This is a genomic window from Echinicola salinicaeni, from assembly GCF_014280965.1.
GTDB lineage: Bacteria > Bacteroidota > Bacteroidia > Cytophagales > Cyclobacteriaceae > Echinicola > Echinicola salinicaeni.
The window spans coordinates 570,671-585,113 of record NZ_JACODZ010000001.1; the positions used below are offsets into that span (position 1 = coordinate 570,671).

Here is a 14,443-nt window from a genome sequence, read left to right on the forward strand (position 1 = left end):
ATTTTTACTCTACTACTACTATAGCTTTTTTTATGGTTTTCTCTAAATTTTGTTCTTCGCTATTAAACTTAATAATAACAGGATAGGTTCCTACAGGGACTTTCTCACCATTTACAGTGCCATCCCAGGTGCAGAAGGGGGAATTTTCTGGGACGTTTTGTTCTATACAATGTTTGATTAATTCTCCCCATCGATTATAAATCAGTACACTGATTTCGTCTACAAAGTCATTGACATACACGACGAAATTTCTGTTTGGATCTTCTGGAATAAGCGCTTCAGGGAAGATGATTCTTAGCCTACAGTCTTCTATTACCTCAAAAGTATCCACATACGAGCAGCCAGCGATATCACTGAGCATAAGCGTGTAATTCCCTGGCAAGGTAGGCGTGAAGGTAGAGTCTGTGCTCACCAGTTCATCTTCGAGGTACCATTCAAAGCTATCCCAATTGCCCAATGAATCTAAAGTTTCTGTTACTCCTTCAATAGCACATATGGTATAGGAATCTTCCAATACTGGAGGCAGGTTATCCGAGGCAAAGACGGTTATTTTATCATTGCCTATGGAGCATAGCCTTCCAAATGCTTCTGCAATCAGACGTACCCGGTAGGTGCCTGGTTCTGTGACGGTGATCTCATCCATGCCATTTAGGCCGGGGATTTCAGTGCTGACATTATTGTTATCGACAGTATACCAATAGGTTTCCGCTTGGATATTGCCAAGCGGAGGATAGGTGGCGGTAAGGGTGGCAGCCGCATTTCCATCACAGATTGGATCAGTTATCGTAATTTGAATATCTATATTTTCTGGTAGGGGCTCTACTACAAACTCGAGGGGAGCTTGAGGGCAGGAAGTACCAAGTCTTGGCTGCACGTCAAGGGAGTAGGTACCTTCAATGCTTGTGGAAAAGCTTTGGTTTCTACCCACAATTTCACCTATGGAATTTCTCCATAGGAAAATATAATTTGAAGGATCTAGGCCAGCTCCCAGTTCTGCTGTGTAGAGGGCGCCATCATCGCAATCATAATCTGGTTCTGGTAAGCTGAATGCCACTTGATCATTTATGGTAAGGTTCATTTCTCTTGTCCTAGGACAATTTATTCCATTAGGGTCTTCTCCTAGGACAGTGTATAAACCTTCTTGATCAAGCACATAAAGACCATTAGGTTGAGGAGTGATCATTGTGCCATCAGGCCCAGTAATGGTATAGTCAATTCCTGTTGCCGGTTCAGGAGAGAAATAAAACGCTTCACAGGCTATTGGATTGGATGGAACGGTAAAGCCTACTGGGAATTTAGGCTCAATGATATAATTTTCAGGATCAGGAACAGCACAATTATTAGGATCGGACACTTCAACGGCATATGTGCCCGCTGAAAGTGGAATGGTGGCGCTACCTGTTATCGTACCAGTAAATTTTTCTCCATCTTCTTCACTGGTGATAACGTAAGATCCATTTGTAATACTGCCTGTCAGCGTGATAACCAAACTTCCATTTGTGATTCCATTTACATCACATTCTTCAGGAGAAACTGCGATGGTATACTCAAATCCAGCAGGTGGGTTTTGGTTTTCTATGCTTACTGTTTCTGTAAATGAACATCCGTCATTTTCTGCAGTTATGGTATACACGCCAGGTAATAGATCGATGATTGGTCCTAAAGTTTCACCAGCCGCCACATCTGTGAAGGTCTCTCCAGTTTCTTCTATGCTGACCGTTTGCGCATCGGAAACCATGGTGATTTCAAAGCTGCCATCTGCTGTGGCACAATCAAATGCATTATTGATAATATTGGTAGTGAATTCAGGAAGTGGATCGACCAAGAGTTCTACTCTTTTTTCCACTACACAACCAGGTAGAATAGGGTCGTCAGCCCTGAAGATTATATCGTATAGCCCTGGGCCAGGTAGTGATTCTACATTTATTTCCCATTCATAACCCGTTCCCAAAATAGTAGGTGCCTCGCTACTTCCTTGTGGCTGATAGGACCATTCCCCGCTTACCGGGGTGTCAGGAGCAAAGCTGATATAGTTTTCTTCATAACAAGATTCCTCCGCACCCTGGGTAAGCTCAAAATCGAAAGCGGGCCCCACAAAAACAGAGGAGCTGGCAGGACATGATTGAAAGGTAGAATCTGCGTCTGCCGGAATGATGTGGTTGACCGTTACTGTATAAATGCTTTCCTCGGAAACATCAATGGAATTGGAAGTACTGTCACCTAAAATTTCACCCTCAGCATTTATCCATTCAAATGAATATAAGCCCTCAGTAGGATCATAACCATCTATTGCTGTCAGTGTAACGGTATTTCCTGCACAAAGTGTAATGTCATCTTGAAGGGTGATGGTTGGTGGAGCTACAACTTCTATTTCTAAACTTCCAGCATAATAATTAGGATTCCCACATCTTTCCACATCTAATAGGACCGTATAGACGCCTGCCGAATCAAAGGTATATTCCATGATTTGAAAGTCATCCCCCTCCCCATTATAGGTGAAAATAGGAGCATTATTGCTGTCTGTTATGGTCCAATTATAAAAGTCAATATCAGGTTCACCAGCACCTTCAAATTCTACGAAGGCCTGTCCATCTTCGTCTAAGCAGACTCTTTCAGGGCCAGAGATTTCAGGATCGGGGACATTGCTACCTGAGTTTTGCACATAGGAAGGCAAGCCAAGGTTGTTGGTGCCATTTGTTATTGGGCCTTGTTCATTATAAAAGCTGGTATTGCACTCAGCACCTGGCTGGATGGTGCCTACCTGTGGAGCTCCTACAACAGATACATAGATTTGGCCGTCAGGTCCCATTTGAAGAGCTCCCAAGTTGCTGCCGCTACTTCCTGAAAGAGTAGTCCTACTGTCTTGAATACATTGTTCTATTTGAGCTTGGTTGTTTGCATTTTCAAAGCAACTGGGACAAACACTGGTAATAGGATTGTCAGGATCAGTATCATCAGTCAAGGTAACACCCTGTATAGGTATTTCCTCGATGCCTTGGCCATTCTGATATGAAACGAAAATTTTATCACTATCATTACCAAATTCCAAACCGTATACTTCATCATCACAACCTAGATCTATAATAGCGTACTCGCTAAGTTCTCCGGTCTGCTCATCAAAGTCAAAAATGTCCACTGCGCTACAACCATTGGCATCTACAACCGTAACAGCCAGCTTTTCACCATCAGGACTGAATTTCATGGCCCCAACGCCTGTACCAAAGTCATGGTTACTCCCAACAGAGCTATTGATAGATTGACCTACCCCTTGGGAAGTAACAGGGTATGCCCTAAAGGTATTATTGCCCATTTCATGGAACATCACCCAAGTGGTGTCTCCCGAGGTGATGGCTGCTGATTGCTCTGTGGCAGGATCAAAAAGGAAATTGTTCCCGCTAACCACGCTGCCAATTCCCTGTTGATTTTCACCTTTTATATCTACTAAGGAAAATTTAACTTGATTTGATCCACCAGAAGCGGATTCTGTGGTGAACAAATAATAAAGGGTTTGTTCTCGAGGGACTTTTACTGCAATGACACTTTGTGAGGAGCTATTGTCTCCTCCAATGTCCTCTCCGCCCTGCATTGGGTTTCCGTTTAAGTCCCATACAGTTTGACCATCTGTGTAGAATAATACCTGTCCGGCTTGGTCTGAAATAGTAGTGGTTCCCGCTGGTAAGTTCCAGGTAAATCCAGGGTCTTCTACTGGTCTTGGGACCGGGGCGTTGGGGTCATCCGGATCTGGGTTAAAGTCCAGGCCTGCGCCATCACCGAAATACCAAATATTATTGGTTTGGTCATTAACTTTTTCATTGGCTACAGGATCCCACATTTTAACGGTGGTTTCTGCATATACATAACATGAAGAACCAGGTTCACGGGCCAATACCCAATAGGTGCCGGGTTCACAGACCTCATTGGCTCCTTCTGCAATCCATCCTTCCTCTTTTTTATTGGACCAAAAGTACTCATAGGTGGAGCCACTTCCCTGATCACCGCCACCGGTTCCAGGAATGCCGATGCCACCTCCGCTACCGCCTCCTCCAGAGCCACCGCCCTGTCCTTCTTCTCCTGATTGTACCTCCAGCATTTCATTTAGGTCCAAGCAGGTCAAACAGGTAGTCGTATCTGAAGGCGTAAAGCTTGCTTGCAGATTGTTTTCTTGAAAGGATATTGGATATGAAACCGTCTCTGTGCTTCCGTCTGCTAGGGTAACCGTTAGGTTTACGGTGATATTTTGCTCACCGGTAGCGTCTGCAGGCAATAATAAATGTTCTTCGGTCAAGTCTAATTCAATCTCTTCACCATCTTGGTCTGTTGGCGGTGGTAATACTTCCCACTCGTAGGATTCTACTGGGATATTAGGAGGGGTGAGCAAGGAGGTGAGCTGCAAGGGATTGTTCATGCAGGGCATTTGTGGTGTCCAGCTGAAATCCACATTGATATCAATATCTGAATTAGGAGCAAATGAAGGGAATATCCCGCCACAAAAATCTGTCCCATTAAAAGGGTTTTCTTCCACTGTCAAAAGAGTGGAATCTGCTTCATCTGGATTCTCTAAAGTGCCAACATAGTAGGCATCATTGTTCTCTTCCTGATATATATAATAAAGTTGTCCATCTGGGCCTACTTTGACATCCATGATCTGCTCAATGGTTTCGGTGCCTGAACTTGGAGGGGTTGGGATAATCTCCGGTGTGGCAGCAGGGTCATCAATGGGAATCCTTAAAAGTTCATTTCCCTTGGAGAAAAAAATGAAGTTTCCATCAGGTGAAACGGATACACCACCATATTCGTCAGTGGGAATCCCAATAGATTGGTCAATGGTCCTTGGGTTAGAGAAAGTACCTGTTCCAGTGTCAAAATCCAAGACTGTAAGTGGATCAGCAGGGTTTTCAGGAATGATAATTAATGTTCCTGTGACTTCATCAAAAACAATTCTTTCAGGAGTACTACTGATGGATTGATTGTCAGAGGTGATAAAATCACCTTCTACATCATTGATTTCCCTCGATACCAGTTCACCACCCTCAAAGCTAATTAAGTAGCTCTGTGAATCTGGTGTTTTTACAACTGCTATGGCTCCAGATGCAGGTCCAATTACTTGGTCCAATGTAGTGACTTCACCCGCAGGAGGGGAGCCGGAAGGAGCTGACCCCTGGGCATTCATGTCCATTACGGCATATTGAAGTTGTCCAGATGGGCTGAGGTAAAAAGTATAATAGGTTTGTTCTCCTTCTGGGTCATAGTTCAGTGGAGCAATGGCAACGGTCTGACTCCCATCAAAATTGCCGTTAATGCCATTTGGGGCTCCTTGTATAGGTTCATTGAGATAGTTGTAAACTAATTCTCCATTGGTGTAGAATAAGGGCTCCCCAGTGATTGGATCGATGGCGATTGCATTGTTGTTTTGGCCTACAACCACAGAGCCTGGAAGGGTATTCACATTCGGGCTGGCCCCCTTTCCAAAGGAAATATAATTATTTTCGGTGCCTGATCCACAGTGTCCGAATATCCATTCGTTATTGTTATACCCCTGAGAAAAAGTGTTGTTGGAAATAAAAAAACATAAAATTATCCCATAATATATATAAATCAATCTGAAATTTATGTATATATGGGTCCTTTTCATAATTTAACAGTTGATGTAAACAACACCTTTTTTAGGTAAAACGTTTATAGTCTTAGTTATTCAAATTAACGAACAAATAATTGTTTAGGTCTTATATAAATATAGTTTTTTGCACTTTAGCATTTACGTTCATTACTAAAATTAGTTTTGGACAAGATCCTCAATATAGTCAGTATTATGCTGCGCCGCTATATTTGAACCCAGCTTTTGCTGGATCTGACTATCAAACTCGTATTGGGGCCAATTATAGGACCCAATGGCCGGGGCTAGATGCGCAGTTTAACACTTTTTCGGTTTATGCAGATACTTTTCTTGAACGCTATAATAGTGGTTTAGGTCTCATGATCATGAACGATGTGGAAGGTGCAGCGAATTTAAAATCCCTAACCATTTCTGGAATATACTCATATGAACTGAAAATTGCAGAATCTGTTTATTTCAGGCCAGGATTTCAGGCAAGCTATATTCGCAGGGATATAGGGTATTTTGAAAATTTGATTTTTGCCAACCAGATAAACCCTGAAGATCCTTTTGGTCCATTATTACCAGGTAATTCTGATTTGTCTGGCTTGGGTGAACCCGTGAATATGGTTTCCCTTTCTTTTGGAGGCTTGTTTTATACCGAAAATCTATGGCTTGGAGCATCCGTTCATCATATCAATCAGCCCAATCAGTCTTTTCTGGATGGAGAGAGCCTTTTACCAAGAAAATATTCAGCTCATGCCGGATATAGAATAGGGCTGGGTCATGGCGCTATGAAAAGAGACTTTACCCATACCTATAAGCAGCGGTATTTTGTTCCTACTGTCAATTATAAAAGACAAGGTCCGTTTGAGCAATTGGATGTTGGAGCTTATTTGTACGCAGAGCCATTGATATTTGGTCTTTGGTACAGAGGTTTGCCCTATAAACCCCTGAATAGCGAAACTAATCGGGATGCAATCGTAGCTTTGATTGGTGTGAGTCTTCCTTCAGGTTTGGACATTGGTTATAGCTTTGATTATACTGTTTCACAATTGGGTATTCAATCCGGGGGGGCACATGAGATAAGCATTTCCTTAAGGTTTCCAGATAGCAATCCGGGAGCGCCAAGGTTAAGAGAGACATTATTGCCGTGTCCCAAATTTTAGTAGCTTTGCCGCATGAGCGCAGAAGGACTGAAATACCTAATGATCGGCCTGATTACGGCTGGTTTCTTTTTTGATAAATTTACCAGTTGGCTTAACGTTCGACAACAGGTGCCCAAAGTTCCCAAAACTTTGGCTGGTTACCTTGACCAAGGTAAACTTCAAGAGTCAAAAAGCTACCAAAAGGCGAATTTTAAATTCGGACTCTTCACGGGCCTATTGTCGTTTATAATAACGCTTATATTTCTTTATTGGGGGATTTTTGGAGCCCTAGATAAGATGGTGAATGCTTGGGTTGAAAATCCAATTTGGCAATCCTTGATTTATTTTGGATTGCTTTATATTGGTTCAGACTTGCTTTCACTGCCCTTTGATTATTATCATACTTTTAAAATAGAGGAGGATTTTGGTTTTAACAAAACCAGTAGAAAGACCTTCTTTTTGGATAAGCTTAAGGGATATGTCTTGGCCATTATAATTGGTGGTGGACTTTTGGCATTTTTGCTTTGGTTGATCAATGAACTTGGGAGCTCTTTTTGGATATATTTCTGGACTGTGGCAGCCTTTTTTATGGTGTTGCTCAATATGTTTTATACTTCATGGATTTTGCCATTATTCAATAAACTCAGCCCTCTGAAGGAAGGAGAATTAAAGGAAAGTATTATGGCCTATGCGGCTTCTGTGGATTTTTCTCTGGAAAATGTTTTTGTTATTGATGGGAGCACCCGTTCTACTAAAGCCAATGCTTTCTTTTCAGGAATTGGAAAACAAAAAAAAGTAGTATTATATGATACCCTGATTGAACAACACAGCAAGGAAGAGTTGGTGGCTGTCTTGGCACACGAGATCGGTCATTATAAGAAAAAGCATATACTACAGAGCATGGTCATCAGTGTTTTGCAGGTTGGTTTGATGCTATATATTTTGTCATTGTTTGTAAACAGCGAGATGATCAGTTTGGCAATGGGTGCAGAAAGAGTTGCAGTACATTTGAACCTAATAGGCTTTATGTTACTATTTTCGCCGATATCTACCTTTTTGGGTATTGGGATGAATATTTTGAGTAGGAAAAATGAGTTTGAGGCTGATCTATATGCCAAAGAGACCTATGCAGGAGAACCTTTGGCAGCAGCTTTGAAGACGCTTTCAGTGAAGACCCTGAGTCAGATCAACCCACATCCTTTACATGTATTTGTCAATTATTCCCATCCTCCATTGATGGAAAGGTTGGGCAAATTAGAATCCTAAGTTCCAATTTTATTTATTAATGTCTGTTCAAGCGAAGTTTGAGTAATCGATAAAGAATGCGGTGTTTTTTGAAACATTTGATAAAAATTTAATTAAATTGGATAAATTAATTAAAAACTTTACGTATGAACAAACCACTTACCGCGACTACATTATTTTGCTTAATGCTTTATGTTCTTGGGATTTCAAGTTGTTCTTCATCTTCAGAAAAGGGAGAACAGGATTTACCGAGAATAGCTATAGCTGGATTGGCGATAGAATCCAGTACCTTTTCTCCTGCAGTGACTGAAAAAGATGCTTTCAAGGCCAGAAGGGGGGAGGAGATTTTCTCTTATTATCCATTTATGTCTGAAGGATCTGAAAACCGAAAAAGGGCAGACTGGGTACCGACCTTGAAAGGCCATGCCATTCCTGGAGGCATAGTCAGTAAGGAAGCTTATGAATCCTTGATGAATGAAACCTTGACGATGCTCAAAGAAAATGGTCCATATGACGGCCTGTTTTTTGATATTCACGGAGCCATGAGTGTTCAGGGTATTGATGATCCTGAAGGAGATATGATAGAAAAGATCCGAGAGGTGATCGGTGAAGAAGCTGTTATTTCCACTTCAATGGACCTGCATGGTAATGTTTCACATAGATTGGCAAAGCATTCGGATATCATAACTTGTTATAGATTAGCTCCGCATGAAGATGCTTTGGAATCTAAGAAAAGGGCAATGGATAATTTATTGGACAGGTTGGAGAGTGGAAAGGGTAAGCCTGCCTATAAGGCCTATGTGCCAGTGCCCATTTTATTGCCTGGAGAAAAAACTTCTACGCGAATTGAGCCGGGAAAAAGCCTGTATGAGCAAGTAGCTCCGGCGGCAAATCAGGAAGGCGTTGTTGATGCTGCAATTTGGATCGGCTATGCTTGGGCAGATGAACCAAGGAACCATGGCGTGGTGATGGTAACAGGAGATGATAAGGAAAAAGTAGGCAGTACAGCCGAAAAATTAGCAGAAAGCTTTTGGTCAGTGAGAGAGGAATTTGATTTTGTCGCTCCGACTGCCAGTCTAGAGGAAGCGCTGGATGCTGCAGTGGCAAGTGATAAGGTGCCATTTATGATCAGTGATTCAGGTGATAATCCCACCGCTGGTGGTGCAGGAGATGTTACTTGGACCTTAAAAGAAATATTAGCAAGGCCAGAATTTAAAAAGGCAGATGGCCCATCATTGATTTATGCTTCCATTCCTGGCCCTAAGCTGGTAGAGGCTGCTGAAAAAGTAGGTGTTGGTGGAGAAGTTGAAGCTCCTGTGGGAGCCGCTGTGGATGATCGTTATGCTGGTCCTGTGACCTTGAAAGGGAAGGTTGTTTCTATTGAAAAGGGAGATAGAGATGCAGATGTAGAGGTTGTTGTAAAGGTAGGTTCGGTTAATGTTATTGTTACCAAAAAGCGCAAGCCTTACCATCATGAAAGTGATTTTACCAATTTGGGGTTGAATCCTAAGGAGACAGATATTGTTGTAGTGAAAATCGGATACCTAGTTCCTGAATTGTATAATATGAGAGCAGACTGGCTATTGGCCTTAACGCCTGGTGGAGTAGACCAAGATTTGATGCGACTAGACTATAAGCGTATCAAGCGTCCAATGTTCCCTTTTGACCCTGAGATGGAAAAACCAGATTTATCTGCACAGTTTATTCCTTTATCTCATGAATAGTCAATGAGTTAGAATGGAATTATAGTGTGAATAAATAGGAAGGAAGCCTCATTTCTGATAATGGAAATGGGGCTTTTTTTGCTTTTGGGAAGTTTATATTGGGTTTAAAAACTTGGTTGGCCTTTTGAAGATCATATTTTTTCCCAAAGTAAACTGGATGAATTCATTCTGAAGACACTATTTAGTTAAAGCAAGGAGCTAAGTAAGGGTATTTGAAAAAAAAGCGGTAAATTAATTTGTAATATAAAGAATGTCAGTGTTTTGTGTTGAGGGTGAAAGGACTATGGCAATTTGATTTTTTATGAAACAGGCAGTTTTAATTATTCATGGTATTGGTGAGCAAAGGCCGATGGAAACCTTGAGGGGATTTGTTTGCGCTTTGGTGGGGGAGAATTATTCGAGTTCTCCAGATTTGGTTGATGATAGTTTTGAATTAAGAAAGCTCAGTTATTTCCATGAAGAAAATTCAGTGACAGATTTTTATGAGTTGTATTGGGCTTATAGGTTTAGGGATTCGACTTTTTCACAGGTTCTCAAATGGTTTTTGAAGATGATTTCATCAGAAAGCATTCCAAAGAGGTTTCAATTTATCAAAACTATTTTGGTTTTGATTTGTGTGTCTTTCTTTGTTATTATTTTTCTGCTAATCCTTAATTTATTGTGGGGTCCGGAAAAAAACAATTCCGCTAATTTCTTAACTACCTATTATTGGGAAACGCTAGCACTAATAGCTGAATTTATTCTATCATTTATTTCCTATCATTTCCTGAAAAAAATAGCAATGACTGCAGGTGACGCCTCAAGGTATTTAAGTCCAGATCCTGAAAATATCCAAGAAAGGCAGGCCATTAAAAAGGCCGGGATTCAAACCATTGATTATTTACATGAAAAAAGGGATTATGATAGGATATTGTTGGTGGGCCATAGTTTGGGAAGTGTAATCGGTTATGATATTCTCAAGCATGCTTGGCCAAAGTACAATCGTAAACTGGTATTTGACCCACATAAAATAAAAGACCATTTCAAGAGAAAGACTGAATATCCGTATAAGTTTCGAGATACGCAGCACCTTTATTGGTCCAGCCAAGTAGGCTTGGACAAATGGAAGGTGTCGGATTTTATTACATTGGGAAGTCCACTTACCTATGCAGATTTTTTATTGGCGGAAAATAGTGGGGAATTTGCTCAAAGGATCATCCAAAGGGAAATTCCTGTCTGTCCACCTGCAATAAGTAATCATGAATCGGATGGGGAAAATTACTTATTGAAATATGGCTACAAAGATGGCCAAAAAGTCATATTGCATCATGCGGCCCATTTTGCCCTGACTAGATGGACCAATATCTTCTTTGAGGGAGATATGCTCGGGGGAAAGCTTTCTTCTTTGTTTGGAAATGGAATTATTGACAAAAAAGTTGAATTGATTAAAAAGTTTAAAACGGGAAAATTGAAAAAGATTCATAGAAAAAGGGCTTCACACACGAAATACTGGATGAAGGGTGATATGCTGAATAATGAATCTGTTGCATTACTGAAGCATATTATTTTTAAAAGTGGAAAAGCTTTGAAAAAGGATTGATCAATATCAGTGATAAAATATCTCTAAATGAAAAAAGTAAAATTTAGTATTGGATGCCTCCTTATCGCTACCTGCTTTATTATGGTGAAGTGTACAGAAAAGTATCCTGAATATTTTGTACAAACTGTAAATGGTACTCTGGATATAGATACTTCAATGGTCTGGTTGAGTCATGAGCATTTATTGGTCGATTTTATTGGAGCTGACAGTATTCGGAAAGATGATTGGGATTTTGCTGAAGTAGTGCAAACTATGCTGCCCTATTTGGAAGCGTTAAAATTATATGAAGTAAGTTTCTTTGTGGATCCGACTCCCAATTACTTAGGGAGAGATCCAGCGTTGTTAAAGGAGCTTTCGAAGCAGTCTGGGATTAATATTATTACAAATACTGGTTTATATGGAGCTGTGGATAATAAATATCTTCCTGGTTTTGCTTTTGAGCTTAGTGCAAAAGAACTGGCTGAAAAGTGGATTGAAGAATATATAAATGGAATAGATGCTACGGGTGTCAAGCCTGGCTTTATTAAGATTAGTGTGGATAATATGGATCCTTTGGAGACAATTGATGAAAAATTGGTTGAAGCAGCTGCGCTAACTCACTTGCGGACAGGATTAACGATTGCTTCGCATACGGGGCCAGCCAAGGCCCTTTGGCCTCAGTTGGAAATATTGAGAAAGAATAAAGTTTCTCCTACTGCTTTTGTATGGGTGCATGCACAAGGGGAATCGGATATGAAAGAGTTCTTGAAGGCGGCAGAATCAGGATGCTGGATCAGTTTGGATGGTTTGGGCTGGGAAATGGAAAAGCACCTCGAGAAAGTTATTTTTGCCAAAGAAAATGGTTTTTTGGATCAAGTGTTGATTTCCCATGATGCGGGATGGTTTGACCCACAGAAAGATGAACAGGGAATCGTTGCTTATACCCGGATTTTTAAAGCATTCGTTCCGCAATTAAAATCAGCAGGATTTACCCAAAGAGAGATTGATTTATTGCTTAAAGTCAATCCAGCAAAGGCCTTCGGGATCAAGGTAAGGGAGTTGCAGAAAGCTGATCTTTTTGCACATTATAAATTAATTTCAACCTTTGTCCATGCACATTATATTAAGCAGGAAAGGTTTTGATATGCAATATGGGGGTCAGCCCAGTCCCATTTTGCCTGATGGTACTTTATTGAGTTTTCCTATTCCCGAAGATGCAGAGGCCTTAACGTTCAAGGAATTGACACATCGGGGACAAAGCTATTTGGATATCATTAAGACTTTAAATCCCAAAAGCCCTATCACTGCTGAAAGTGGCTGTCATTTAGATCCAGATTTAGTGAAAGAGACAATTATTAGAGGGGAGAACTGGAGTCCTTTGTTTGGTCAAATTGGAGCTGCTCAAGGTCATTTAGCCAAAAGTGGTATTGGCGAGGGGGACTTGTTTTTGTTTTTTGGAACCTTTCGACAAACGAAAATGGTGAATGGATCCCTTAGTTATGTTAGCAATGCGCCTGATTTGCATCTTATCTTTGGCTACTTGGAAGTAGGAAGCGTCCATAGTGATTTTGAAGATTTTGAAAGACATTTGAAATACCATCCTCATGCCCATGAGCGGTTTCGGGAAAGAACCAATAACTGTATTTATGAGGCAAGCGGAAGGCTCAGTTTTCAGCCTGAATTGCCCGGAGCCTCAGCTTTAAAATATCACCCTGGATTGCAGCTCACCAAGGAAGGTTATTCTAAAAGTAGGTGGGAGTTGCCGGAATTTTTTAAGGATTTGAAGATCAGTTACCATAGTGAAAGATCCTATAAATCCGAATATTTCCAATCAGCTGCCAAAGGGCAGGAATTTGTTGTCGAAGCTAATGTGAATTTGATTGATTGGGCCAAGACATTAATTCAGAGAGGAACATGAATTTCTAGTTTGTGTCCCTAATAGTTTGGTTTCAAAAGTGATTTAAGGGAAAGTCTACCAAATATTTTTCTGTCCATTGGTCATTTTATAGTTTCGCAGCTTAATTAATTGAAAGGTGATGAATTGTACTGCGAAGAGAAAATCAGTTAATAATATTTGTGCCACCAATGTATTGCCTCAAACACCCTTTTGGGCAAAGGTGAAGCACCAGCAAGGTTTTGTACCCAAAGGTTTTGAGCTGGCTGTATCCAAGGAATTATTGAATCCTGATACTGAATCTAGTCATAAGGATCAAGAGGATTTGTTGGTCTTGATTAAACATGTCAATGAACAGGATTGCTTTGCCTATGTTCCTTACGGACCAAAATTGGAACCTCAATTTGAGCAACAAGGCTTGTTCTTGGAAAAATTATCAGAAAGCCTCAGGCCCTATTTGCCTTCTAACTGCGTGTTTATTCGTTATGATCTGATTTGGGAAAACCAATGGGCCGATGAAGAGGAATACTTTGATGGAAATGGGAATTGGCAGGGGCCTCCTCCAGCGCAGACACAGGAATTCAGGTTGAATTTTGGTACAGATAATTGGAATCTGAAAAAGAGCCCTGGCGATGCTTTGCCCAAGAATACTTTTTTTCTGGACCTTGAAAAGCAAGATGAAGAATTGCTTTACGATATGCGATACAATACCCGTTATAATATCCGCCAGGCATTTAAAAAAGGAGTAGAAGTAAAGGAGTACGGAGTGGAGATGTTGGATGAATGGTTTGACTTGTATGAAGAAACGGGGATTAGAAAAGGTATAGAATACCAAACCAAGGACTATTTTTTGGATCTTTTTGAACATCAGGATGATAATGTGGGAGTTTGCTTACTGATGGCAGAATATGATGGTCAGGTATTGGCCTCTATGTTTTTGGTTTTGTCCAATAAGCGGGCGACGTATTTATTTGGTGCTTCATCTTCCCATCAGAAGCAGGCCATGGGAAGTTATGCTCTACAGTGGGAAGCTATAAAACGGGCCAAGGCTTTTGGCTGTGAGGAATATGATATGTTTGGTTGTGCACCCAATTTGGATAAGTCCCACCCTTTGCATGGAGTGCATTTATATAAAAAGGGGTTTGGAGGGGAGATCTATCATAGAATGGGATGTTGGGATTATCCTTTCAAGCAGGAAGAGTATGAGTTGATTAGGGCTATGGATTTGAATAAATGAGCCAGCTCCTATTGAGTAGATTCTATAATTGGAATTAAAGAGGG

8 protein-coding genes are annotated in these 14,443 nt (G+C 40.8%); 7 read left to right on the top strand and 1 reads right to left on the bottom strand.

The features are described 5' to 3' along the window. Positions 1 to 4 precede the first annotated feature (4 nt). The gene (locus H7U17_RS02310; protein ID WP_186754357.1) at positions 5 to 5,632 is read right to left on the bottom strand and encodes a T9SS type B sorting domain-containing protein; all 5,628 of its coding nucleotides are present in this window, start codon (positions 5,630 to 5,632) and stop codon (positions 5 to 7) included. Positions 5,633 to 5,712: 80 nt separating this feature from the next. Between H7U17_RS02310 and H7U17_RS02315 the strand changes: the two genes are divergently transcribed. From H7U17_RS02315 to H7U17_RS02345, 7 genes are all read left to right on the top strand, one after another. Beyond that, positions 5,713 to 6,762, top strand: coding sequence for a PorP/SprF family type IX secretion system membrane protein (locus H7U17_RS02315; RefSeq protein WP_186754358.1), 1,050 nt, complete (start codon positions 5,713 to 5,715; stop codon positions 6,760 to 6,762). A gap of 12 nt (positions 6,763 to 6,774) precedes the next feature. Beyond that, positions 6,775 to 8,007 (top strand): M48 family metallopeptidase, encoded by a 1,233-nt coding sequence (locus H7U17_RS02320; protein ID WP_186754360.1) that lies wholly within the window; start codon positions 6,775 to 6,777, stop codon positions 8,005 to 8,007. Between the two features lie 164 nt (positions 8,008 to 8,171). Then, positions 8,172 to 9,710: a M81 family metallopeptidase gene (locus H7U17_RS02325; RefSeq protein ID WP_222439125.1), complete on the top strand. Its 1,539-nt coding sequence runs from the start codon at positions 8,172 to 8,174 to the stop codon at positions 9,708 to 9,710. A gap of 301 nt (positions 9,711 to 10,011) precedes the next feature. Then, entirely contained in the window at positions 10,012 to 11,289 is a 1,278-nt protein-coding gene (locus H7U17_RS02330; RefSeq protein ID WP_186754364.1) for a hypothetical protein, read from the top strand. 27 nt (positions 11,290 to 11,316) lie between these two features. Then, complete coding sequence (locus H7U17_RS02335; protein WP_222439112.1) at positions 11,317 to 12,411, top strand: phosphotriesterase family protein; 1,095 nt, start codon at positions 11,317 to 11,319, stop codon at positions 12,409 to 12,411. Beyond that, a complete protein-coding gene (locus H7U17_RS02340) occupies positions 12,380 to 13,186 on the top strand; it encodes an Nmad3 family putative nucleotide modification protein (protein WP_186754365.1) in 807 nt (268 codons plus the stop codon). The genes H7U17_RS02335 and H7U17_RS02340 overlap by 32 nt, the downstream gene beginning before the upstream one ends. Positions 13,187 to 13,304: 118 nt before the next feature. Next, positions 13,305 to 14,399 carry a lipid II:glycine glycyltransferase FemX gene (locus tag H7U17_RS02345; RefSeq protein ID WP_186754373.1) on the top strand — a complete coding sequence of 365 codons (1,095 nt, stop codon included), beginning with the start codon at positions 13,305 to 13,307 and terminating at the stop codon, positions 14,397 to 14,399. The last annotated feature ends 44 nt before the right edge of the window (positions 14,400 to 14,443 follow it).

Bases quoted from the DNA above. Each gene is read 5' to 3' on its own strand.
- H7U17_RS02310 (WP_186754357.1), bottom strand. From the start codon at position 5,632: ATGAAAAGGACCCATATATACATAAATTTCAGATTGATTTATATATAT.
- H7U17_RS02320 (WP_186754360.1), top strand. From the start codon at position 6,775: ATGAGCGCAGAAGGACTGAAATACCTAATGATCGGCCTGATTACGGCT.
- H7U17_RS02325 (WP_222439125.1), top strand. From the start codon at position 8,172: ATGCTTTATGTTCTTGGGATTTCAAGTTGTTCTTCATCTTCAGAAAAG.
- H7U17_RS02330 (WP_186754364.1), top strand. From the start codon at position 10,012: ATGAAACAGGCAGTTTTAATTATTCATGGTATTGGTGAGCAAAGGCCG.
- H7U17_RS02335 (WP_222439112.1), top strand. From the start codon at position 11,317: ATGAAAAAAGTAAAATTTAGTATTGGATGCCTCCTTATCGCTACCTGC.
- H7U17_RS02340 (WP_186754365.1), top strand. From the start codon at position 12,380: ATGCACATTATATTAAGCAGGAAAGGTTTTGATATGCAATATGGGGGT.
- H7U17_RS02345 (WP_186754373.1), top strand. From the start codon at position 13,305: ATGAATTGTACTGCGAAGAGAAAATCAGTTAATAATATTTGTGCCACC.